A 21,707-nucleotide genomic window follows, 5' to 3' on the forward strand; every position below is an offset into this window, starting at 1 on the left:
GCGATCCCACGACGATAAGAACTGTTTTCATGGTCGCGGACGATAATTTGGCATTTTCCATCCGTCAACGGCAAAAATGCAGGGTTTTGGCAAATGAATCGCGATTGCGGCACGGGGCCTGCGCATATCGTTCAAATGCAAACTACCGGACTAACATAATCTCAATGCGTCTCAGCTTAGGGTTGTTGTGAACGATATCAGTATTCCTCCTCGCCCAGGATTGAACGCCGCCAATGAGTTCAGAAGCTTTGCCTTCCCAGCAGCCCCGTCCCTTCCTTCGCAATCGAACCGACGGCCATGTCATCGAGTGCAACGGCGAAAAGGCGATCATCCATGCGAAGTCCGGACCGTCCGTCTCAGCGTCGGACGACTACTGGACGGTAGGCCAGCTCATCTCGATACAGGTCGCTCACAGCCGGGTCGTCGGCCTGGTCTACAAGGTCGATCTGCCCAACGCCCAATGGGAACCTGGCGAAGACCAGATCATTCACGTCCATATCGAACTCGTCGGACAGGTCGATACCCTCAGCGATGGGACGCTGCGGTTCTCGTCGGGCATCGCCACCTATCCCTACATGGGAGCGGTGGGGCACCGTATTCGCTCTGAAGACCTCGCGGCAATCTACAACGCTACGATGACCAACACCGTGTCGGTCGGTCACCTGTCGCAAAATGCCGATATTCCCGCCCTGATCTCCATCGACAGCCTCGTATCGCGCCATTTTGCCGTCCTCGGCAGCACCGGCGTCGGCAAGTCTAGTGCAGTCTCGCTGCTCCTGCGCAAGATTATCGCCCAGCGTCCCGATCTGCGCGTCCTGATCCTCGACCCGCACAATGAATTTTCGAGTGCGTTTCCCGAGCACGCCATTTCGATCGATTACACAACATTCGACCTGCCCTACTGGCTGTTTCGGCTGGAGGAATTCGCAGAGGCAGTCTTCCGCGGGCGCCCATCGGTTGCGGCGGAAGTCGATATATTGCGTGATCTGATCCCGCTCGCCAAGGAGCGCTTTGCCAGTGCCGAAGGGACTACCAGCGCATCGCTCCTCAAAAAGGACCGCGATTATTCTTCCATGACGGCTGATACGCCCTCGCCCTACCGGATCACGGACCTGATAAAGCTCATTGATGAGCGTATCGGCCAGCTCGAAGGCAAGCCCGACCGCCCGACGATGAAGGCATTGAAGCAGCGCTTGCAGGCACTCGTTGCCGATCCGCGCTACCGCTTCATGTTCTCGGCGCCGACGACCATGGACACGATGCGCCAGACGATCGGCCACATATTCCGCATACCCAAGAACGACCGGCCGATCTGCGTTTTCCAATTGGCCGGCCTGCCCTCCGAAGTCGTGAACTCCGTTGCCTCGGTGCTATGCCGCCTGGCGTTTGACCTTGCACTTTCGAGCGACGGGCGCGTGCAGACCCTTGTCGTGTGCGAGGAAGCACACCGCTATATTCCCGCCGATCCAAATGGCGGTTTCTGGCCGACGCGCCAAGCCGTTGCCCGTATTGCCAAGGAAGGACGCAAGTACGGCGTCTATCTTGCCGTCATCACGCAGCGGCCGGGCGAACTCGACCCGACGATCCTGTCTCAATGCAGCACGGTCTTCGCCATGCGGCTCGGCAATGAGCGCGACCAGGAAATCATTCGTGGCGCCATAACCGGCGCGTCGCAGAGTACGATCGGGTTTCTCTCATCCATCGCCAATCGCGAGGCCATAGCCTTTGGGGAAGCCGTTCCGACCCCGATGCGCATGATGTTCGAGACGATTGCGCCGGATCAATTGCCTGCCGCGCACATGGCAAGGACCCAGCAATCGTCCCGGCTTCGCGATACACATGTTTCGCTCGACATGATCCTGACGCGCATGCGCCAGCTCAACGCGGCGGAAAACAATAGCGGCGACGACAGCGACTTCGATGATCTTGACGGGATAATGGCTCACGCGACGCCGCAGTCGTTTGCAGCGCCACGTCCTCAGCCGACTGTCGCGACGGATCCGGTCCGCGCGCAATGGCGGACGCTCGATGCGGCGATGCGCAATGACGAGCAAGCCAAGCCGCAGCAGGAAAGCAGCGAACGTTTCCGCGCCAGCGATCTCATCCGCACCTTCCGCACCGACAAGCCCTGATCAAGGATAGGCCAAGCGTTCCCACTCGTCGCCGAGTTGGTTGCGAAACCACGTCATTTGCCGCTTGGCATATTGGCGCGTGGCGATAATGGCGCGATTGGCCGCTTCCTCGGCGCTCGACCGGCCTTCAATGACGTCCGCGATCTCTTTGACGCCGATCGCCCGCATCGCAGGCAATTCGTTTGGAAGTTGCAGGGCCAGCAGTTGGCTGACCTCCTCGATCGCGCCCGATGTCATCATGGTTTGAAAGCGCAGCGCAATGCGCTCGCCGAGCCACGCCCTGTCCGGATCGATGACGATCTTACGAGTCGTCCGGGCATCGATCAGCGGGCGTCCGGTCTCTTTTTGCCAATCGACGATCGAACGGCCCGATGCATCGATAACCTCCAGTGCACGCACAATCCTTTGGCTGTCCGAGGGCCGCAAGGTCGATGCAGCCAGCGGGTCCTTCCCGGCAAGGATCGCATGCAATTTGTTGGCTCCGTGTTCCGCGTCCTGACGCCGCCAGTGCGCTCTGATTTCTGCGGGAATATCCGGCATGGCCGAGAGCCCGCCCAAAAGCGCCCGGAAATAAAGGCCTGTGCCGCCTACAAATACGACAGGCTTGTCTGACAGTTCCGCACGCCCCAGCAGCGCTTCGACATCTGCAAGCCAGCGGCCGGTCGAATAGGCAAATGCAGGCGAAACATGGCCGTAGAGATAATGTGGCGCGATCTCGATATCGTGGGCACTCGGCCGCGCGGTCAGAAGGTTCAATACGTCGTAGACCTGCATTGAATCGGCGTTGACGATCACCCCGCCCGCTTCGCTTGCCAAACGAAGCGCAAGCGCCGACTTGCCGCTTGCCGTCGGTCCAGCTATCAGGATCGCCTGTCTTGTCACATCAACCGCCCGATCGGAAATTGTCCCATGCCTTTAATGGCCACCCTCATCGCAAATCCCGCCATGGCGGGCCTTTCGCCTTCGCTCGGGATTAAAGCCTCGGCGGCGGTCAATGCAACAGGTGTTTATTGGCTGGCCGATGGAATTGCCTGCGATATTGCGCTGAAAGATGGCACCGACCCGACTGAAGCCCATGCGCTGCTTGCTGATGCGCTCGGCGGCAACCCCATCGATATCGTCGTGCAGGATCAGGATGCACGGCGCAAGAAGATCCTGATCGCCGACATGGACTCCACCATGATCCAGCAGGAATGCATCGACGAACTCGCCGAGGAAGCAGGCCTGCGCGACAAGGTTGCGGCCATCACGGCAAGGGCGATGAACGGGGAGATCGCCTTCGAGCCAGCCTTGCGCGAACGTGTTCTGCTCTTGAAGGGCCTCCCCTACAGTGTCATCGACAAGGTCATTGCCAGCCGCATCACACTGATGCCGGGCGGTCCTGAACTGGTGCGGACGATGAAGAAATTCGGAGCCTATACCGCCCTCGTTTCCGGCGGCTTCACGGTGTTCACCCAGCGCATAGCCGATATGATCGGCTTTCATGAAAACAGCGCCAATACATTGCTCGACGACGGAAAGGTGCTGACCGGCGAAGTCCGGGAGCCCATTCTTGGCCGCGAAGCGAAGGTCGCCGCCTTGAAATCGATCTGCGACCGTTTCAACCTGTCGCCAAGTGAAGCGATTGCCGTGGGCGACGGAGCCAATGACCTCGGCATGCTGCAACTCGCCGGAACCGGCGTTGCGCTTCACGCCAAGCCTGTCGTTGCCGAGCAGGCACGCGTTCGCATCGACCACGGTGATCTGACAGCCCTGCTTTACGTGCAGGGTTACCAGAAGAAGGATTTCGTAATTTGAGGCGGCGGACTAGCCCGCCGCGCTCCATCAATCCATCTGCAGTGTAACGAACCGCAACTCGCCGGTTTTTGAAGCCAGCATGAGCAGCGCGTTCTTGCGGCCCTCGTCGCGGAGCTTTTCGATGCGTGCCGCGACGTCCTCAGGCGTCGAAACGGTTTCCTGCGCGATATCGACTATGACGTCGCCGGCTTCGATACGCTTGTTGGCGGCAATCGAGTCTTTCTGCACTTCGGTGACGAGAACACCCTGCACTTCCTTGGCGATGCCGAACGACTTCCGGCTGTCATCGTCGAGCGACCCGAGGGTCATGCCGAGGACATCGACGCCATGCAGGGCATTGTTGTCCTCGCCCTGACTGGATTGATCATCCTTCTTGGCCTGCTGATCGGTATCTTCGAGCCTGCCGAGCTTGACCTTGACGGTCTGCTCCTTGCCCTTGCGGATGACGACGACATCGACTTCCTTGCCAACCGGGCTCTCCGCAACCACGCGCGGCAGATCCTTGACATTGTTGACCTCCCTGCCGTCGAAACGGGTGATTACGTCGCCGGCAAGAATCGAACCATCGGCGACGGGGCCGCCATCGATGATCCCGGCGACGAGCGCGCCCTTGCTCGACGGCATACCGAGGCTTTCGGCAATCTCGTCGGTAACCGGCTGAATGCGCACGCCGAGCCAGCCGCGGCGCGTTTCGCCGAACTCGCGCAACTGGGCGATGACGCCGGAGGCAAGCTCTGCCGGAATGGCAAAGCCGATGCCGATCGACCCGCCGGTCGGCGAAATGATCGCAGTGTTGATGCCGATCACCTCACCATACATGTCAAACAGCGGGCCACCGGAATTGCCCCGGTTGATGGCCGCATCCGTCTGAATGAAGTTGTCATAGGGTCCGGAATTGATATCGCGATTGCGCGCCGAGACAATGCCGAGCGTAACCGTGCCGCCGAGGCCGAACGGATTGCCGATGGCCATGACCCAGTCGCCGATCCGCGTCTTGGCGGAATCGCCGAACTTGACGGCAACGAGCTTGTGCTTCTTCGGATCGACCTTGAGCACGGCAAGATCAGTCTTCGTGTCCTTGCCGACGAGTTCTGCCTTGAGCTTCGAGCCGTCGTTGAAATTGACTTCAATCTCGTCGGCGTCGGCGATCACGTGGTTGTTGGTGACGACGATGCCTTGCGCCGCATCGACCACAAAGCCGGAGCCAAGCGACTGGACCTGATGCGAGGGATTGTTCTGTCCGGGCTTCTGCTTGCCGAAATACTCATCGAAGAATTCCTGGAAGGGCGAGCCTTCCGGAACCTTCGGCATGGGTACCGGGCCTGATTCGCCATCCTGACCCTTGACGGTCTGGGATGTCGAGATGTTGACCACGGCGTCAAGAAGCCCTTCGGCAAGATCAGCGACCGAAGCCGGACCTTGAGCCCGCGGCTGCAGGCTGTTCGGTACCGGCGCCGCCTGCGCCTGCGCAAATGCGTGGTTGACCGACAAGGGAGTAGCGCCCGCTGCAACCAATGCAATCAGGGCCGCTGCTGCCGTGGTGGAACGGAAGAAGGTGCGACCAGTGTTTAGAACCATGCGTTCGGTCCCCTATCGGTTAACGTGGAAATAATACAACAGAACGGTGAGAGTAGACAAAAATATGGCCGCCGACACAAAGGTTTGATGAACGGCGGCCTTGACCACTTATCCGCGTGCAAGCCAGACGATGGCAACGCCGATCGCCACCGCCGCCACGCCGGCGATACGCAGGAACCCGTCAGGCTGCTCGCTGACGTCGCGTGCGACGCGCTTTGCTACCACGGGAAAACAGCCGTAGAGCACGCCCTCGAACACGAGGAACAGCCCTACGGCATCGAGAAAGTCTACCATGAGAGCCTGCCCCTATTGCGGGGCAGGCGCAGGAGCGGCCGGCGCCGGCGGTGTGGCGCCGCTCACCGGAGGAAGGTTTCCATTCGAGTCCTGGAAATAGCGGAAGAACTCGGAATTGGGCGAAAGCACCATCGTCGTTCCCGTATTGTCGAGGGCGGTGCCATAGGCCGTCATCGACCGGTAGAACGAGAAGAAATCCGGATCCTTGGAGAACACTTCGGCAAAGACGCGGCTGCGCTCACCTTCGCCCTCGCCTCGCATGATTTCCGATTCCTTGCGGGCTTCGGCGATGATCTCGACCACCTGGCGGTCCGCGATGGCCTTGATGCGCTGGGCTGCTTCACGGCCGCGGGCGCGCAGACGTTCGGCTTCCGCAAGGCGCTCCGCCTTCATCCGGTCGAAGGTCTGCTGCGAGACTTCCTGGGTGAGATCAGTGCGGCGAATACGCACGTCGGTGATCTTCAGGCCAAGCGATTCCGCATCGGGACGCAGCTGTTCACGTACCTCATGCATCATGCCGGCGCGCTCATCAGACAGCGCAGCTTCGAAACCGCGCAAACCATAGACACCACGCAACGAGGCATCGAGACGGGTGCGCAACCGGGCTTCCGCCAGTGTAACGTCCCCCGACACTGTCTGCCGGAACTTGCGTGGGTCGGTGATCTGGTAAACGAGGAAGGCATCGACTTCGTAGAACTTGCCGCCGGAGACCTGCACGCGGATATTGTCAAGTTCGAAGCTCAGGAGGCGATCTTCGATCATCTGGACATTGTCGGCTTCGAGGAAGCCGAACGGCAATTTGAAATAGATGCCGGGGTCGGATTTCACATCGACGATCTGGCCGAAGCGCAGGACGATGGCTTGCTGACCGGCGCGAACGACGAAAATCGACGAATAGACCAGCAAGGCGACAAGGGCGATGAGGCCGACGATGATGGGGAGGCGGTTCTGGGTCATTGCTTCGCCCCCTCGGCTGCCGGACGCTGCTGCTGCTTGGTCAGTTCCGTCAGAGGCAGATAAGGAACGACGCCCTGGCCGCTCTGATCGACAATCACTTTATTGGAGTCCTTCAGGACACGCTCCATTGTTTCGAGGAACAGACGCTTGCGGGTAACCTCGGGCGCCTTCACATATTGATCGTAGACAGAGGTAAAGCGCTGCGCCTCACCCTGGGCTTCCTGTACGATACGGTTCTTGTAAGCGGCCGCATCTTCGCGGATCTGAGCGCCCTCACCGCGGGCCTGACCGAGCTTCTGGTTGGAATACTGGTTCGATTCTTCAACGAACCGGTCTTCGTCCTGCTCGGCGCGCTGCACTTCATCGAAGGCATCGGCAACCTCGCGCGGCGGTGCCGCATCCTCGATCGATACGGCATTGATTTGCATGCCAGCGCCATAATCGTCGAGCGTCTTCTGGATGATACCGCGCACGTCGTTGGCAATGCCCGCACGATTGTCACGGAAAATGTCCTGCGCCGGACTGCGGCCGACGATCTCGCGCATGGCGCTCTCGGACACCTGCTGCACCAGATTTTCCGGATTTTCGACATGGAAGAGATAGGCGACGGGATCGGAAACGCGATAGAGCACGGAGAACTGGACGTCGACGATATTCTGGTCGCCCGAGAGCATCAGGCCTTCCTTGGCGCCGCGTGCGCCCTGACCACCAATGTTCTTCTGTTTTTCGACGATCTCGACCTTTTCATAGGATTCGATCGGCCAGAAATGGAAATGCAGGCCAGGTTCGGCGATATCGGGCTTCGGCTTGCCGAAGCGCAGTTCAACGGCGCGCTCATCCGGCTGCACCGTATAGACAGACTGGAAGAGCCAGAAAGCAACGAGAACGAGGGCTGCAATACCCCAAAAAGCAGGGCTGCCGCCGGAACCCCCAGGCAGAGCCTGACGCAAACGATCCTGACCGCGACGGAGTATGTCTTCGAGGTCCGGCGGATTACCGCCACCGCCCCCTTGCGGCTTCTGGCCCCATGGGCCCCCACCACCACTATTGTTACCGCCGCCACCCCATGGGCCGCCGCCGCCGTTCTGATTACTCCAGGGCATTCCTACCTCATATTTTGAAGGAAAACGCCAACCCCTTGGCTTCCTCCCACTGTCACGATGTCCCGTTTATAGGGATGGCAGGGCACGCTTTCAACGCGCGCGGCCGGATTTCGCGCGAATTTGGTAAAAAGCCGAACGATTATGGTTCCTTATCACGATATTTTCATATCGCGCGCAGTTTAGGCGTGCACTCAGCGGCGCTCGTAGACGGCAAACCGCGTCGGATAATTGTCCTTCTCGCCGGCCGGGAATTCCTCGCTGGAAACCTCGGCCCAGATCTTGGGATCGATCGGCGGAAAGTGCACGTCGCCATCGATATCAGCGAGCACCCAGGTCACATAGAGCCGGTCGACGCGGTTCAAGGTCTGGCGAAAGATTTCGCCCCCACCAATGATGCAGATCTCGTCGACCTTGTCGGCAGAGGCATGACTGCCGGCGACGACCAGCGCCTCATCGACGGAGCGAACCGCAATGACGCCATCGACCCCGAAGGCAGCGTCGCGCGTTACGACGATATTGGTCCGTCCGGGCAACGGGCGGCCGAGCGAATCCCAGGTCTTGCGACCCATAATTATGGGCTTGCCCATTGTCGTCGCCTTGAAGCGCTTCAGATCCGAAGACAGCCGCCAAGGCAGGCCGTTCTCTCGTCCGATGACGCCGTTTTCGGCAATTGCAACCACGAAACTGATCATAGTAGAGACGCCGGTCCTGTTATTACGCCGCTTTGGTTTTTGCCGGCTTCGTCTGGTCGCGGCGACCTGCGAGCAGCCCCGCAACGGATATGTCCTCATCAAGCTCGGGCCAATGGATGCCCTGGCCCCGCCCGATCAGTTCCCAGCGATCACGGGACTGCTGCGAACCACTCAAGAGTCGCGGGAACCAGACCGAGGGGACCGTAAGTTGCCTGCCGTCGTCGAGCGTTACACTCAGAACAATGTCGGAGACAGCCACATCGATGGCCAGTGGTTCGGTTTCAAGAACTAAAGTGGTCATGCCATGCCTCCAGCAGCTTGTCGCAGTGTTCGACAACCAGCAAGCGAATATCATTCAATTGGTTGGCGCGTAAACCTTTCGAGTTCGCAAGCTCAACCGGCAACAGCCAAAATTTGGCGACAGCCTCACCATTTGTAACATGAATGTGCGGCGGTTCGCTGCCCTCGTCGCTGTAGAAAAAGAATCTGAACCCATTAAGGCGAAGGATAGTTGGCATGGACCGCTCCGGCTTTCGGGAAAGTGGCCTCGCCAACGGCACTCATACGGCGATCGGTGCCTTTATGCTGGATTCGGCGAGGTAATCTATCAGACGGAAATCGTCATATTTGAAGGCAAAGAGGTCGGTTACCGCCGGATTGATGTGCATCTTCGGCAAGGGACCGGGCGTCCGGCCAAGCTGAAGCCTGGCCTGTTCGAAATGGTTCGAATAAAGATGCGCATCGCCAAGCGTGTGGACAAAATCGCCGGGCTTCAGGCCTGTTACCTGCGCCACCATCATCGTCAGCAGCGCGTAGGAGGCGATGTTGAACGGCACGCCAAGGAAAATATCGGCCGAGCGCTGGTAGAGCTGGCAGGAAAGCTTTCCATCCGAAACGTAAAACTGGAACAGGCAATGGCATGGCGGCAGGGCCATCTCGTCGACAAGCGCCGGATTCCACGCCGAAACAATCAGGCGCCGCGAATGCGGGTTGGTCTTTATCGCCTCGACCACATTGGCAATCTGGTCGATGTGCCGCCCATCGGCGGCCGGCCAGGAACGCCACTGGTAGCCGTATACCGGCCCAAGGTCGCCGTTCTCATCGGCCCACTCATCCCAGATGGTGACACCGTTTTCATTCAGATAGGCGATGTTGGTATCGCCCTCAAGAAACCACAGCAACTCATGGATAATGGACCTGAGGTGGAGCTTCTTCGTCGTCAGCAGCGGGAAGCCAGCCGAAAGATCAAACCGCATCTGGTAGCCGAACACGGAACGTGTCCCGGTGCCGGTCCGGTCGCCGCGGTCGACGCCTGTGTCCAGCACATGCTGGAGAAGATCGAGATAAGTGCGCATGCCTCCTTCTTAGCAGATTCGACCGGCGAAAAACCATCGCTTTCGCCAATCCACAGCATCCCCGCTTCAGGGCGCATGAGGGCATAAGCCTCGCCGGTGAGCATCAAGCTCTGATCGCTTCGATTTGTCTTAGTTTTTCAACATCTGCTTGTTGGTGACCCGTCATTATGAATTTGATTGAATACAAGAGCGCATGTGATTACCCATGGCGGCTATCATCGCGGTGAAGTGGGCCGGCTGCTCCCCCAAGTGTCGGATGCCGCATCCGGCGATGTATTTGCCGGTTTTCTCCCCAGTACGGATCCCAGCCGTCGCAATTTCGAGAGCAAATGAGGTCCATGAAAATTATCGTCGTCGGCGCCGGCATTATCGGCGCATCAATTGCCCGCTCGCTGGCGAAAACCGGCGCTGAAGTCACCGTGCTCGCCGAGCACGCGGGCGGCGTTGCGACCGCTGCTTCCTTCGCCTGGATCAACGCGAGCTGGGGCAATCCGGAACCCTATTTCCGGCTGCGACGTAGCGCGATGGCCGAGTGGCGGCAGCTTGCATCGCAATTGCCGGACATGCCGCTGCGCTGGTGCGGCAGCCTGTGCTGGGACCTCGCACCTGATGAATTGCATGCCTATCTGACCGAGCATGGACGCTGGGGCTACGATATCAGGCAAGTTGGCCGTGCTGAAGCCTCCAATCTGGAACCAAACCTCGCAGAATATCCGGAGTTCGCGGTTGCGGTTGCGGAGGAAGGCGCAGTCGAGCCGGTCGACGCCGCGCGCATACTGCTTGCCGATGCGCGAGCACACGGCGCAACATTGATCGACAATGTGACCGTCACCGCCCTGCGCGAGGAAGGTGGGCGTATTACCGGCGTCCGGACCTCTTCCGGTGAAATGACGGCCGACATGGTGGTGCTCGCCGCCGGAGCCGCTGTTACCAAGCTTGCGGCGTCTGTCGGCGTTACAGTGCCGCTTGAGACACCGCCAGGCTTGATCGTTCATTCCAAGCCAACACGGCAGCGTTTGAATGGATTGGTAATTGCGCCCGAAGTTCACATGCGCCAGACGGCGGCCGGGCGCATCATTGCCGGCAGCGATTTCGCGGGAAGCGAGCCCGGCGACGATCCTGGCCAAACGGCGGATGCTCTTTTCGCCAAGGTCAAGGCCATGTTGCGTGATGCAGACGATCTTGCCCTTGAGTTTCACACGATAGGATATCGCCCGACGCCTGCGGACGGATTTCCCGTCATTGGCCGGTCAGCAGGCTGCGACGGTCTTTACATTGCCGTCATGCATTCAGGTGTCACCCTCGCCCCGTTGGTAGGCACCATGGTCGGCGGCGAAATCATGACCCAAGCTGTCGACGAACGGCTGGCGCCTTATAGGCTGGAGCGGTTTGAAATCGCCGGCCGCGCGGCCTCCTGACGCAAAATCCCCGGCGCACGGCCAGGGATTTCACATCGATCAGGAAAGCGTGGATCAGAGGCTTCCGAGGGCGCCGAGTGCTTTCGCCGTCAAATAGTAGAAGGTGACACGGCTCTTGGTGTTGTCAGCCTTCATGGCGGCACAAACCGACTCCATCGCGGCTTCCGCCTTGGCGGTGTCGGTGAGGCCCAGTTTCTTTTCCACCCAGTTGGTACGTACCCGCTTCAGTTCATCAGGGTCCGTGCAGGATACCAGCGACGAGTCGCGGTTGCGCAAGGCAATGCCGAGGTGCTTGACGATCTTGGCAACAGTCGCCTCATCGGCAGCTGCGTCGTAATGGCGTACATCCTTCAAATAGTCAGTCATGGAAATTCCCCTGCTTGCTGGGTGCAATGCCCCGCATTGCAGCCTCCCTGAAACCTGAAGACGCCTCGCGACTGGCCGACGCATGAGGCGGTGACTCTGTATACGAGTCGAAACATTCCCCAGCAACGATTTGAAGTCAATGCACTCTTTCAATTCAACAAATCAGGCCCTATATAAGTCGTGCCGGCTTCGGTCGGCTATGGTGATAAACGGACGATGCAATAAGCCCATTGGACCCGGGGGCAGTACCCGGCGCCTCCACCACAATGCAGCCTAGGCGCTGCCTTGTGGCGGGGGCGACACAGGATCGACAAGGGTGTAAAGATCGCTCTTTTGCCCGGCATTGTACCACCGTTATCGGGCTAACTCAGTAGTTGCAAACGACAACTATGCGGAAGCACGTCTCGCCGCTTAATGCGGTGCGATAGCTTCAAATCAAGTCCTAGGGGTTCGCACTTCTAGGCGGGGTTCGGAGGCACCTGGCAACAGAAGCCTCCACTTCCCTCGCTGCTTCTTTTTAAAAAAATTCGCCTCGGACCTCGCCCGATGGACGTTTGCATTTGTCGACGACGGCTTGACCGCCGTTAACGGAAGGTGTATTAAACTCACAAGTTAAATAACCATTCGGTTCTGTTAAGATGACGCCTGATCGACTCGACACAATATTTTCAGCGCTCGCTGACCCAACGCGCCGTGCAATCCTGGCGCGCTTGTCGCTTGGAACAACCTCGGTCACTGAACTCGCGCAGCCGTTCGACATGTCAGGACCCGCAATTACCAAACATTTGAAGGTGCTTGAACGCGCGGGCCTTGTGATCCGCAGCCGTGAAGCGCAGTGGCGCCCCTGCAGTCTCGATGCCAAGCCTTTGAAGGAAGCGACCGACTGGCTCGAACGCTACCGCCAGTTCTGGGAAAGCAGCTTCGACCGCCTGGAAGACTATCTGCACGAAGTACAAAACAACGGAGAGCAAGATGGCTGATACCGATAGGGCCCACGTTATGAATGACACTGCGGGACGCGTCCTTACCATCACACGATTGTTCAATGCGCCCCCCGCCGTCGTCTTCACGGCCTTCGCCAACCCGAAACGGATGATGCAGTGGCTCGGTCCGCGTGATTATCCGGCAACCCAGGTGGAAGCGGACTTTCGCGTTGGCGGCAAGTGGCGCGCGTGCCTCGATTCGGCCGCGACGGGGAAAAAACTCTGGCACGGCGGCGTCTACCAGCAGATTGTACCCAATCGAACGCTGGCCTTCACCTTTGCCTGGGACCAGGAGGACGGTCGGCCTGGATACGAGACGCTTGTCCACATCACCTTCGAAGATCAGGCGGCGAAGACGCTGATGACATTCCGCCAGAGCGTCTTCGAGACGGCGGAAAGTTGCGACGGCCATGTCAGCGGCTGGAACAGCGCCTTCGATCGTCTCGAAGCTCTGCTCGCGCGCGAATAGTTCGGACTTCGAATTTGGGTGGCGATGGTTCGTCGCCGCCCTTATGATAGCGATGGCATTCGATTTCGGTGCTGGTGCACCCTCCCCCCGCTTGCCCATGCGCGCTTTCCAAATTTCCCAAATTTTAAATCGGCCAGGACCTAGCAGTCTGTGCCTGACGTCAACGCGTGACGAGTTGCGATCTTTCCGCAAGCGTCGAGCCGGAGCAATTTATGCAGCAACACATCCAGAACAATTTCATCATTCTCACCGGCGGTCCGGGCTCGGGCAAGACGAGCCTGATCTCAGCACTTGGCCAGCGCGGATACGCAACCTCGACCGAGGCCGGGCGTGCAATCATCCGCCATCACCAGATAGTGGATGGCCCCGCCCTGCCATGGAAGGACCCCGCCATCTTCGCGGAACTGATGTTGTCGTGGGAGATGCGTTCCTACGATAGCGCCGCTGAAAGCGCCGACCTCGTCTTCTTCGATCGCGGCGTGCCCGACATTGTCGGCTATCTGGAGCTTAGCGGCCTTGAAGTTCCCGCCCATGTCCGCAAGGCAGCACGGATATTCCGCTACAACCCGACGGTTTTCATTCTGCCGCCGTGGCCGGAGATATTCACACAGGATACAGAGCGCAAACAAACGCTTGAAGAGGCCGAGCGGACCTTTCACGCAATGGTTTCGGCCTACAGCGATTGCGGCTATGCGCTCGTCGAGGTTCCACGCGTGCCGATTTCGGAGCGGGTCGCCTTCCTTATCGAAACCATAGGCGCCGTCACCTGACGACAAAGGCTCCCGGAACGCGCGTTCCGGGAGCCTTCGCATGCTTCTGACGGAGGATCAGAATTATTCGGCAGCGGCTTCCGCCTCAACGACGCGGCGCCTGCCGATTGTTGCCTGGGTAAGAACGAAAGCGCCAACCGCACAAAGAGCGATGCCTATGGCCATCGGCAGGGCCGTGCCGTCGAAAAACACGCCGGCAATGACCATCGCTATCGCCGAGGTGACGAAATGCAGCGTACCCATCAGCGCTGACGCCGTACCGGCGATTTCGCCGTGGTCCTCGAGTGCCAGAACCGAGGTTGTCGGGATGACGAGGCCGAGGAAGCCGTATCCAACAAAGAGGAACGCCGCCATCACCGGCAGTTGATTGATACCAAGGCTCATGACCACGACCATCGCCGCCATGGTGAGCGCGAACGCCGTGACCGCCATACGCATGACGCGGACGAGGCCAAAGCGGTCGCCGAGCCAGCCGGTCAATTGCGATACAGCAAAGAACGACACGGCATTGATCGAGAACGCTATGCTGTATTGGGTTGGCGTCAGCCCATAGTGATCGATCAGCACGAATGGCGAGTTCGCGAGGTAGACAAGGAAACTGGAAATGCCGAGGCCGCCGATAAAGGTGAGCGTCAGGAAATTCCGGTCGCCAAGAAGCAGGCGGTAGGCCGACATGGCGCTGCCAAGGCCGCTTTCGGCACGCGCCGCGGATGGGCGCGTTTCCTTGAGCTGCGTCGATAGCAGGATAAGGCCGATGAAGGCGGCGATCATCACCGCCCAGAAAACACCGCGCCAACCGTAAAATTCGATGACGGCACTGCCCGTCAGTGGCGCCAGGATCGGCGAAATGCTGAAGACCAGCATCAGCAGCGACATGAGGCGGGCCGCCTGGACGCCCGTGTGCATGTCACGGACGATCGCCCGCGGAATGACCATGCCGGCGGCGCCGCCAATTCCCTGCAGGAAGCGGAAGGCGACGAGCGTTTCGATATCCTGCGCAAGGGCGCAGCCGATGCTGGCGACGGCAAAGAGGCCGATGCCTATGTAGAGGGGCGCCTTGCGGCCCCACATGTCGGACAAGGGACCGTACAGCAACTGGAAAATTGCAAAGGAAATGAAGAATGCCAGCAGGCTCAGCTGTACGGCGCTGTTTTCTGCGCCGAGTTCCCTGCCGATCGAGGGCATGGCCGGCAAATACATGTCGATGGCAAATGGGCCGATCGCAGTGAGAAGACCGAGGATGAGAGCGTTGCGAAAGAAGGATGTCGTCATGATGCCAAATCTTTCAAAAGCTGCGGCGCAGAAACCGGATTGTTTCCGCGGTGCCTTGCGATCAGGATGAGGTTTGACGGAGCGCACAGTCTTGGGAGGAAGTACACGTACCGCGTTAATTGGCGTGTCAACAATTTTGGACACGAGTGTCAAATTAGACACCATTGTCTAAAACGTCAAGACGCCTTATCTTTCATTCATGACAAATCGTGACGTTGCCCTGAAATCCGCGGGGCCCACCATGCGTGGCCAATGCGCCAAACGCCTTTCCATCCTCGACGCCGCTGCCAACGTGTTTTGCCGCGAAGGCTTTTCCGGAGCGAGTATCGACGAAATTGCCGTCGAGGCCAGCGTTTCGCGCCAGACCATCTACAACCACTACCGCGAGAAGGAAACGCTGTTTACCGCCGTCGTCGCCGATGTTATGGACCGGGCCAATGCCGCGCTCTTTTCGGTCCTTGCGACCTTTCCCGAGAAAAGTGACAATCTCGAGAACGAACTGACGGGGTTTGCCATACGTTTGACCCAGAATTGCCTTTGCAATCAGGACGGGCGGTTTTTGCGCAAGCTTGTCCAAAGTGAGGGCGAACGTTATCCGCATCTGTTCGAGGCCTGGCGCCAGCATGGGCCGGGCAAGATTACCACGGCTCTCGCCGCGCTGTTCGCCCGCCTCAACCACAAAGCTATCCTCGACATCGACGATGTCGATGTCGCCGCGCGCCAGTTTCTTGCGCTCGTCAACGCCGACCTGCAGATGGTAACGCTGTTCGGCGAAACGCCGAGCCCGGAACAGATGGAGAGCGCGTCGCGCAATGCGGTCCGCACGTTCCTTCGCGCCTATGCCCCCCAGGGCAACGATTCGAACCGCCCGAGCCCGGCGCTTTCCGTTGTCGGCTGATCAATATTGCCGCCATTTTCCCTCTCCGCTCACTGCGCTTAACGATCCGCGTGGCCCATCACGTTAAATTTAAGCGCAGTGCTGACAAGCGGTCGCAATTCCTTTAGCCATGCGCCATAATGGTCGAAATTCGGTCACCCTTTCGCTTGACAGGCAGGGGTGAATCCATGGGATAAGAATGCATGCCACAAGATATGATCCGCTACGATATACTTGCCCAGGAAGCGCTTCGGGGCGTCATCCGCAAAGTGCTCGGCGAAGTTGCCAAGGCAGGTCTCCCGGGCAATCATCATTTCTTCGTCACCTTCCTGACTGGCGCGCCCGGCGTGCGAATCTCGACCCGGCTGCACGAGAAATATCCCGAGCAGATGACGATCGTGTTGCAGCATCAGTTCTGGGACATGCAGGTGACCGACACGCAGTTTGAGGTTGGTCTCTCCTTCGGCGACGTGCCGGAGCGCCTCGTCGTGCCGTTCTCGGCCATTCGCGGCTTTTATGATCCTTCGGTCAATTTCGAACTTGAATTCGATGTCGAGATTGCCGAAACGGTCGGGGACAATGATCAGGGCGTCACCAGCATCGCGCCTGCCCAGCCCGAAAAGCCCAAGGTCGCAACGCCGAGCGCCAAGCCGAAGCCGCCCGTCAAGGCAGCGAAGAAGCCTGCAAAGGCAGGCGGTGAAGCTGCTGAGGAAAACGGCGAAAAATCATCGGCTTCCGTCGTATCGCTGGACTCCTTTCGCAAGAAAAAATAGCCGTGGGGGAGATCGTCAACCTTCGCCTGGTCAAGAAGCGCAGGGCCAAGGACGCAAAGGACAAGCACGCCGCCGAGAACCGCATCCGGTACGGTCGCACCAAGGTCGAAAAGAAATTCGAACGCGATGAGACCAACAAGGCCGCGCGCTTTCTCGACGTCAATAGGCTGGAAAAGCCCGACGCCGCCGACCCGGCTGACGTGCCTACGGACAAGACGTGAGCGCCGTCCGCAAGCGCTCGGTTTCCATTCATGGCCACCGCACGAGCTTTTCGCTTGAAGACGCCTTCTACGATCTTTTGCTCGACATCGCCAAAGCCCGCAATCTGACCATCGCCGGGCTCATTGCCGAAGTGGATGAGACGCGCGACCGCAATTCCAATCTTTCGTCGGCGTTAAGGCTTTATGTTCTCGACTGGGTGAGAAACGCCTGCAACAATCGGCCGTAATAGCTGTTGCGACTCTGCAAAAAAATATCGGCGCGGTGTCGGTCCGGCCCATCTTCGTTCGTCCTCGGAGCGGTTGAATTCAAATCGAAAGGAAGGATAGATGCCAGCCAACCAGAAGATTACGCCATGCCTTTGGTTCGACGGAAATGCTGAGGACGCGATTGAATTCTATTTGTCGGTTTTTAAAGATTCGAAGGTTCTTGAAATAACCCATTGGGGTAAGAGCGATCCGGAAAAGGAAGGCAAGGTATTGATCGCCAAGTTCCAGTTGGCAGGCGAGGAATATCTCGCCCTCAATGGCGGGCCGCAGTTCAGATTCACCGAGGCTGTCTCACTCACCGTCGACTGCGCCAACCAGGAAGAAATCGATTACTACTGGGAGAAACTGACGGCGGATGGCGGTGAACCCGGACCATGCGGCTGGCTCAAGGACAAGTTTGGCCTGTCATGGCAGATCGTTCCATCGCTGATCATGGAAATGCTGCAGGACAAGGACGTGGACCGGTCTACGCGCGTCATGAATGCATTGATGGATATGCACAAGCTCGAAATCGCCGAGCTGCAACGTGCCTATGACGCCGGATAGACAGCGCTCATCGAAGGAATTCTCCCCGACCTAAAATTTTGGTTCGAGCGTCTTCAAAAACTCGTCGACGGACTGCTTGTTTATCGTACCAGATCCCTGTGACGGGGCCACAGCTGCGCCGCCCTGCCCTTGCGCGGGCGGCGTTTGGCCCTGTTCAAGGGCCTTCTGGGCCGCGGCTTCGTCCGCCGCTCTCTTTGCCGCTGCCGCCCGCTCCTCGGCGGCGCGTTTTTCCGCCTCGGCGCGTTCAGCCGCTTCCCTTGCCTCTTGTTCAGCCTTCAACCGCGCCTCTTCGGCAAGACGCTGCCTTTCGTCCGCACGCGCCTGGAAGAGTTGCGCCTCGCGGCGCAGCCGCTGCTTTTCGACAAGCGCCGCCTGCATGGCGTCGACCCGCTGTTGCTCGCGCTCAAGCGCCCGCTGCGTCAGGAATTGCTCCAATGGCTGCTGGTTGAGCGTCACCTTCGGTGCTGCCCATGGCCCATAGAGGCTAAACTCGACGACGGGATCGGCCCCGGCCACCGTCGATTTTCCGGGATCGAAAACAAAACGTCCCTGCGATGCTACGGTGAGATCCGGAAAGTTGACACGAAGATCGGCGCCAAGCGTTGCCCCTTCGCTCGCCAACTGGAACGTCGAAGTGCGCGCCATGCCGCCGGCGATGGTGAAGGCGAATTCGGCAGCGCCGGCCTTGAACTCGCCAGTGTTGAGATATTTGCCGATCGTGGCGTCGATCATTGCCGGCGTAACCGGCCCGTCGGCCGCATCCGTATCGGTCACAATCGGCGTCAATGCCGCTGGGTTGAGGGCATTGATCGCAAGATCGGCGACAGAAATGACACCGGAACCCGCCACCGACTGCATCATCTCCGCCACTGACGTGCCGGTTGCATTGACCGATGCCGATATTTTTGTCTTGCCGCGGAGCGGTACGAAGGGGATTACGTCCTCATCAGGCTTGTAAAGCGTATCGAGCGCCGTACCGTCCAGGGTGAATTGACCTGTTGCCAGTCCCGTTCCGCTGGTATTGCGCAGTTCGAACATACCGTTGAAATTGCCGCCGAGAATATCCCCCTTCGCGTCATCGAAGCGTAGCGATCCGTCTTTCAGCGCCGTGTTTGCCTGAAACTTGCCGATCGTCCCGAGGAAACCGGCATCCGCCTCGTTTGCATTAAGCTTCAGCTTGAAATTCAGGGGAAACAGCGGCGTGCCCGAAAACGTCGTCGTCGGCCAGGGCGCGCGCGCCTCCGCTTGGAGTGCGCTGGTCCCGAGCATGAAGTCACCGAGAGTCGCAAGATCGAGATGCGCCACATTCAAATCGCCTTGAACGTCAGGCACCTGGTTGGCGATTTCTATTCCGAGCCGTCCGCCGACCTTGGTGCCGCTCACCTGGCCCGCAAGATCGGGAAGGTTAAGCCTGCCCTTGCCCAGTTGAAAGCTGCTGGCGAGATCCACGGGCATGCCATCGCCAAAGCCGGGAAGCGTGTAGCCTGCCGTCGCGATGTAGGGTTCGAGATCCGCCGCCTTGATCGACGCCCTTCCTTCGCCGCTGAGAACATCGCCGGTATTGCGAAACACGCCATCGACCAGCGCCTGTCCGTCCGATGATTTCAGCGAAAGTTGCGTCTGCAGCCCATCCTTCTCGTTGCCCTTCAAGGCAAGATCCGCTTCAAGCCCGCCCGCCATTCCAAGGGGCAGCGCCGGCAGGCCGATGAACGCCATCAGGGCTTCCGCCTGTTCGCTGCGCGAATCCATGGTGAGTTCAAGGCTTCGCAAACCCTCACTGTTCTTCGAAGTCGTACCTGAAAGCGTGACGTCCATCCCGCCGGTCTTGCCGGCCGCGCTTAAGGAGAACTCGTTGGCACCGCTTTTTCCCTGCAGGCTATTGGCGAGAACGTTAAGCTTGGTTTCCTCGAAGAGGCCGGGATAGCTTGCCGCATGCTGGCTGAGCGACGTTATGAATGGGAAGTCGGGAAACCTTCGCGCCATGGCCGTCACGAAGGGAGCAAGGTTGTCGGAAAGCACGGTCGAATCGATCGAGCCGGATGGTTCCGCCTTGAAGGGTTCAAGCTTGCCGGTTGCGGTAATGGTTGCCCCGGCGACATTGCCGATCGTCAGGCGATCGATATCGAAGACGCCGTCGCGCAGGCGGAATGAGGTGTCGAGCGTTTCTGCGACAAGACCGCCATGGGTAACGGGTCCGGCTTTAAGATGCACATCGAGGTCCTGTCCGCGCAATTGCGGTGAACCATCGTCCGAAGGCTGGCCATTATTGCCGAAGATGGCAGCAAATGCTTCAAGCGCATCCGCGTCGAGCGCGCCGCCCTCGAGCACCAGTTGCGTCAGTGGCAGGGATTCGCCCTTGGCGCTACGCAGAAGCGAACCCTTCAGCGAGGCCCCGCCAAGGGCCACCTCGAGATTGTCGATCTTCTGCAAGTCATCGCGCAGGCTTACATCGCCGGAAAAGCCCGCGCCCGGCAGACGCCGGATCGCTTCATCGACCGAATTGGTCAGCCATGCTGCGAGCCCGGAGGGTTGCCGCGAAGCGACGAGCAACCGGCCGTCGAAGCCGAAATCATCACCGACCCTTAAGGTGCCCTTTGCCTCGAATTGCGTGCGTCCCGGCAGTTCGGCCCGCAACTGGTTGATCGTCCAGCCGGCTGCGGATGGCGCAGCGTCGATGGTGACGGAGCGGATGGTCGTATCGCCCGCAACGATCGCGGGCAGTTTGAGGTCGATCCTGCCCGGCACTGTTGGAATTGGCAGCTGGTCCATGAGGCGACGGAACACCGCCAGACGCTCGGCCGCCGTTATCGGGGTCGGCGTTGCGCCTTTCGCCGGCTGAGCCTGCTCCGCGAACGTGACCTGCTGCCCATCTGCCGTCACTTCGAAGTGGGGGTTCTTGCCATAATCGAACAAGGCGGTGCCATTGACCACATAAGGATCGTCCACGGGCCCCTGCTCCATGCGGAACTCGGGGATCGTCACCTTGGCGTGGTCGGCCTCGAAGCGGCCTGTCACGCGCAGGCTGGACAATAGCGGCTTTGCCTTTTTCGGTTCGACTTTGGCGCCCGTTGCCGCCGCGACTTCATCGGCCGAGCGAATGGCGATACTGCCGGTATATTTAAGGCCGCTGTTCTGAAGCGAAACGAGACCGTCGGTCTCGAACGAGGCCGGAACACTGTCAGGGGTGAAGCGAGTGCGCAGGTTCATCGTACCATCGGGTTTGACCGCGCCCGTGGATGCAGTAACGGCGGTCTTCTTGCCGTTGAAGAACAGCGTGCCATCGAAGCTCCAGGGTCCGGACAGATCGTTCGCTGCAAGCGTGGCATCGAGATTGGTAACCGTACGCGTCGTTCCCGTGGAAGCATCGCGGATGATGATCGATCCGTCCGTGATGCGCATGTCTTCAAGCCGTACCTGCGCGGAATGAAACGGCGTACGCGGACGGATCGCCCAGTCGAACGCCCCGTCCTTGTCGATCCGAACGGTGGCCCGCGGGTTCTCGATGCGCATGTCGAAAATCAGGATTTCGCCGCGTATAAAGGGCGCAAGCTCGGCATCCATCGAGAACTTGTCGATCGTCATGACAGGCTCGGTGCCGGGATCGCCGACTCGCACATCGGAGAATGTTACCGAAGGAAACGGCAGGAGACGTGCGCTCGCGCTGCCCGCAACCGTAACGGGCCGGCCCAGAAGCGCCGACGCCTCCCGCTCGAACGACGAACGATAACCGGCCCAGTCGACGAAATAAGGCACGATCAGTGCTGCGGTCAGCACCAGGACGAGGAGTCCACCAATGAAAACAAAAAGGCGTGCCAGGTTCCTGCTCCGATCACTCTA

22 protein-coding genes, 1 other RNA gene and 2 pseudogenes are annotated in these 21,707 nt (G+C 59.3%); 13 read left to right on the top strand and 12 right to left on the bottom strand.

The window, feature by feature from the left end; translation table 11 throughout:
- The first annotated feature begins 233 nt into the window (after positions 1–233).
- Positions 234–2,132, top strand: coding sequence for an ATP-binding protein (locus tag AC1DNI_RS09010; RefSeq protein ID WP_477691640.1), 1,899 nt, complete (start codon positions 234–236; stop codon positions 2,130–2,132).
- Here AC1DNI_RS09010 and miaA read toward each other — a convergent pair whose 3' ends face one another.
- Entirely contained in the window at positions 2,133–3,014 is an 882-nt protein-coding gene (gene miaA / locus AC1DNI_RS09015; RefSeq protein WP_477691641.1) for a tRNA (adenosine(37)-N6)-dimethylallyltransferase MiaA, read from the bottom strand.
- Positions 3,015–3,041: 27 nt separating this feature from the next.
- Between miaA and serB the strand changes: the two genes are divergently transcribed.
- The gene (serB, locus tag AC1DNI_RS09020; RefSeq protein WP_477691642.1) at positions 3,042–3,929 is read left to right on the top strand and encodes a phosphoserine phosphatase SerB; all 888 of its coding nucleotides are present in this window, start codon (positions 3,042–3,044) and stop codon (positions 3,927–3,929) included.
- 27 nt (positions 3,930–3,956) lie between these two features.
- Here the strand turns inward: serB and AC1DNI_RS09025 are convergent.
- The 8 genes and pseudogenes from AC1DNI_RS09025 to AC1DNI_RS09060 all read right to left on the bottom strand — a co-directional run.
- Positions 3,957–5,354, bottom strand: a pseudogene (locus AC1DNI_RS09025) (DegQ family serine endoprotease); the annotation flags it as partial.
- Positions 5,355–5,615: 261 nt separating this feature from the next.
- Positions 5,616–5,801, bottom strand: a complete 186-nt coding sequence (locus tag AC1DNI_RS09030; protein WP_027231855.1) for a DUF2065 domain-containing protein — start codon at positions 5,799–5,801, stop codon at positions 5,616–5,618.
- A gap of 12 nt (positions 5,802–5,813) precedes the next feature.
- Positions 5,814–6,758, bottom strand: coding sequence for a protease modulator HflC (gene hflC, locus AC1DNI_RS09035; RefSeq protein WP_153668722.1), 945 nt, complete (start codon positions 6,756–6,758; stop codon positions 5,814–5,816).
- Positions 6,755–7,861 (bottom strand): FtsH protease activity modulator HflK, encoded by a 1,107-nt coding sequence (gene hflK, locus AC1DNI_RS09040; RefSeq protein WP_027231857.1) that lies wholly within the window; start codon positions 7,859–7,861, stop codon positions 6,755–6,757. The genes hflC and hflK overlap by 4 nt, the downstream gene beginning before the upstream one ends.
- A gap of 191 nt (positions 7,862–8,052) precedes the next feature.
- Positions 8,053–8,553: a dihydrofolate reductase gene (locus AC1DNI_RS09045; RefSeq protein ID WP_091922233.1), complete on the bottom strand. Its 501-nt coding sequence runs from the start codon at positions 8,551–8,553 to the stop codon at positions 8,053–8,055.
- Positions 8,554–8,575: 22 nt separating this feature from the next.
- On the bottom strand, positions 8,576–8,854 hold the full coding sequence (locus AC1DNI_RS09050; RefSeq protein ID WP_477691643.1) for a DUF2442 domain-containing protein: 279 nt from the start codon (positions 8,852–8,854) through the stop codon (positions 8,576–8,578).
- Positions 8,835–9,071 carry a DUF4160 domain-containing protein gene (locus AC1DNI_RS09055; RefSeq protein ID WP_477691644.1) on the bottom strand — a complete coding sequence of 79 codons (237 nt, stop codon included), beginning with the start codon at positions 9,069–9,071 and terminating at the stop codon, positions 8,835–8,837. Before AC1DNI_RS09055 ends, AC1DNI_RS09050 begins: the two co-directional genes overlap by 20 nt.
- Positions 9,072–9,113: 42 nt before the next feature.
- Positions 9,114–9,908 carry a thymidylate synthase gene (locus AC1DNI_RS09060; protein ID WP_477691645.1) on the bottom strand — a complete coding sequence of 265 codons (795 nt, stop codon included), beginning with the start codon at positions 9,906–9,908 and terminating at the stop codon, positions 9,114–9,116.
- Positions 9,909–10,097: 189 nt separating this feature from the next.
- On the opposite strand from AC1DNI_RS09060, the pseudogene AC1DNI_RS09065 reads away from it, so the two are divergent.
- Both AC1DNI_RS09065 and AC1DNI_RS09070 read left to right on the top strand, forming a co-directional pair.
- A pseudogene (locus tag AC1DNI_RS09065) lies at positions 10,098–10,241 on the top strand (DinB family protein); the annotation flags it as partial.
- A gap of 5 nt (positions 10,242–10,246) precedes the next feature.
- Positions 10,247–11,326 carry an NAD(P)/FAD-dependent oxidoreductase gene (locus tag AC1DNI_RS09070; protein WP_477691646.1) on the top strand — a complete coding sequence of 360 codons (1,080 nt, stop codon included), beginning with the start codon at positions 10,247–10,249 and terminating at the stop codon, positions 11,324–11,326.
- Positions 11,327–11,380: 54 nt separating this feature from the next.
- On the opposite strand, the gene AC1DNI_RS09075 is transcribed toward AC1DNI_RS09070, so the two are convergent.
- A complete protein-coding gene (locus AC1DNI_RS09075; RefSeq protein WP_477691647.1) occupies positions 11,381–11,692 on the bottom strand; it encodes a DUF2853 family protein in 312 nt (103 codons plus the stop codon).
- Positions 11,693–11,835: 143 nt separating this feature from the next.
- On the opposite strand from AC1DNI_RS09075, the gene ssrA reads away from it, so the two are divergent.
- From ssrA to AC1DNI_RS09095, 4 genes are all read left to right on the top strand, one after another.
- Positions 11,836–12,192: a transfer-messenger RNA gene (gene ssrA, locus AC1DNI_RS09080) on the top strand.
- A gap of 138 nt (positions 12,193–12,330) precedes the next feature.
- On the top strand, positions 12,331–12,672 hold the full coding sequence (locus AC1DNI_RS09085) for an ArsR/SmtB family transcription factor (RefSeq protein WP_027231862.1): 342 nt from the start codon (positions 12,331–12,333) through the stop codon (positions 12,670–12,672).
- Positions 12,665–13,144, top strand: coding sequence for an SRPBCC family protein (locus AC1DNI_RS09090; protein WP_477691648.1), 480 nt, complete (start codon positions 12,665–12,667; stop codon positions 13,142–13,144). Before AC1DNI_RS09085 ends, AC1DNI_RS09090 begins: the two co-directional genes overlap by 8 nt.
- A 212-nt stretch (positions 13,145–13,356) precedes the next feature.
- Positions 13,357–13,914 carry an AAA family ATPase gene (locus AC1DNI_RS09095; RefSeq protein WP_477691649.1) on the top strand — a complete coding sequence of 186 codons (558 nt, stop codon included), beginning with the start codon at positions 13,357–13,359 and terminating at the stop codon, positions 13,912–13,914.
- Between the two features lie 63 nt (positions 13,915–13,977).
- Here the strand turns inward: AC1DNI_RS09095 and AC1DNI_RS09100 are convergent, their stop codons facing one another.
- Entirely contained in the window at positions 13,978–15,186 is a 1,209-nt protein-coding gene (locus AC1DNI_RS09100) for a multidrug effflux MFS transporter (RefSeq protein ID WP_477691650.1), read from the bottom strand.
- A 241-nt stretch (positions 15,187–15,427) separates the two neighbouring features.
- On the opposite strand from AC1DNI_RS09100, the gene AC1DNI_RS09105 reads away from it, so the two are divergent.
- The 5 genes from AC1DNI_RS09105 to AC1DNI_RS09125 all read left to right on the top strand — a co-directional run bounded on the left by AC1DNI_RS09105 (position 15,428) and on the right by AC1DNI_RS09125 (position 17,870).
- On the top strand, positions 15,428–16,084 hold the full coding sequence (locus AC1DNI_RS09105; RefSeq protein ID WP_477691651.1) for a TetR/AcrR family transcriptional regulator: 657 nt from the start codon (positions 15,428–15,430) through the stop codon (positions 16,082–16,084).
- A gap of 182 nt (positions 16,085–16,266) precedes the next feature.
- Positions 16,267–16,836 carry an SspB family protein gene (locus tag AC1DNI_RS09110; protein WP_027231866.1) on the top strand — a complete coding sequence of 190 codons (570 nt, stop codon included), beginning with the start codon at positions 16,267–16,269 and terminating at the stop codon, positions 16,834–16,836.
- 2 nt (positions 16,837–16,838) lie between these two features.
- Entirely contained in the window at positions 16,839–17,057 is a 219-nt protein-coding gene (locus AC1DNI_RS09115) for a DUF4169 family protein (protein WP_091922241.1), read from the top strand.
- Positions 17,054–17,284: a ribbon-helix-helix domain-containing protein gene (locus AC1DNI_RS09120; protein ID WP_477691652.1), complete on the top strand. Its 231-nt coding sequence runs from the start codon at positions 17,054–17,056 to the stop codon at positions 17,282–17,284. Before AC1DNI_RS09115 ends, AC1DNI_RS09120 begins: the two co-directional genes overlap by 4 nt.
- Positions 17,285–17,384: 100 nt before the next feature.
- Positions 17,385–17,870: a VOC family protein gene (locus AC1DNI_RS09125; RefSeq protein WP_027231868.1), complete on the top strand. Its 486-nt coding sequence runs from the start codon at positions 17,385–17,387 to the stop codon at positions 17,868–17,870.
- Between the two features lie 30 nt (positions 17,871–17,900).
- Here AC1DNI_RS09125 and AC1DNI_RS09130 read toward each other — a convergent pair whose 3' ends face one another.
- Positions 17,901–21,686 carry an AsmA family protein gene (locus AC1DNI_RS09130; RefSeq protein ID WP_477691785.1) on the bottom strand — a complete coding sequence of 1,262 codons (3,786 nt, stop codon included), beginning with the start codon at positions 21,684–21,686 and terminating at the stop codon, positions 17,901–17,903.
- Positions 21,687–21,707: the final 21 nt, after the last annotated feature.

The sequence above is a fragment of the Phyllobacterium sp. 01N428 genome (assembly GCF_056399405.1).

Coding starts and splice junctions, on each gene's coding strand:
- AC1DNI_RS09010 (WP_477691640.1), top strand. CDS start 234: ATGAGTTCAGAAGCTTTGCCTTCCCAGCAGCCCCGTCCCTTCCTTCGC.
- serB (WP_477691642.1), top strand. CDS start 3,042: ATGCCTTTAATGGCCACCCTCATCGCAAATCCCGCCATGGCGGGCCTT.
- AC1DNI_RS09030 (WP_027231855.1), bottom strand. CDS start 5,801: ATGGTAGACTTTCTCGATGCCGTAGGGCTGTTCCTCGTGTTCGAGGGC.
- hflC (WP_153668722.1), bottom strand. CDS start 6,758: ATGACCCAGAACCGCCTCCCCATCATCGTCGGCCTCATCGCCCTTGTC.
- hflK (WP_027231857.1), bottom strand. CDS start 7,861: ATGCCCTGGAGTAATCAGAACGGCGGCGGCGGCCCATGGGGTGGCGGC.
- AC1DNI_RS09045 (WP_091922233.1), bottom strand. CDS start 8,553: ATGATCAGTTTCGTGGTTGCAATTGCCGAAAACGGCGTCATCGGACGA.
- AC1DNI_RS09050 (WP_477691643.1), bottom strand. CDS start 8,854: ATGACCACTTTAGTTCTTGAAACCGAACCACTGGCCATCGATGTGGCT.
- AC1DNI_RS09055 (WP_477691644.1), bottom strand. CDS start 9,071: ATGCCAACTATCCTTCGCCTTAATGGGTTCAGATTCTTTTTCTACAGC.
- AC1DNI_RS09060 (WP_477691645.1), bottom strand. CDS start 9,908: ATGCGCACTTATCTCGATCTTCTCCAGCATGTGCTGGACACAGGCGTC.
- AC1DNI_RS09070 (WP_477691646.1), top strand. CDS start 10,247: ATGAAAATTATCGTCGTCGGCGCCGGCATTATCGGCGCATCAATTGCC.
- AC1DNI_RS09075 (WP_477691647.1), bottom strand. CDS start 11,692: ATGACTGACTATTTGAAGGATGTACGCCATTACGACGCAGCTGCCGAT.
- AC1DNI_RS09085 (WP_027231862.1), top strand. CDS start 12,331: ATGACGCCTGATCGACTCGACACAATATTTTCAGCGCTCGCTGACCCA.
- AC1DNI_RS09090 (WP_477691648.1), top strand. CDS start 12,665: ATGGCTGATACCGATAGGGCCCACGTTATGAATGACACTGCGGGACGC.
- AC1DNI_RS09095 (WP_477691649.1), top strand. CDS start 13,357: ATGCAGCAACACATCCAGAACAATTTCATCATTCTCACCGGCGGTCCG.
- AC1DNI_RS09100 (WP_477691650.1), bottom strand. CDS start 15,186: ATGACGACATCCTTCTTTCGCAACGCTCTCATCCTCGGTCTTCTCACT.
- AC1DNI_RS09105 (WP_477691651.1), top strand. CDS start 15,428: ATGCGTGGCCAATGCGCCAAACGCCTTTCCATCCTCGACGCCGCTGCC.
- AC1DNI_RS09110 (WP_027231866.1), top strand. CDS start 16,267: ATGCCACAAGATATGATCCGCTACGATATACTTGCCCAGGAAGCGCTT.
- AC1DNI_RS09125 (WP_027231868.1), top strand. CDS start 17,385: ATGCCAGCCAACCAGAAGATTACGCCATGCCTTTGGTTCGACGGAAAT.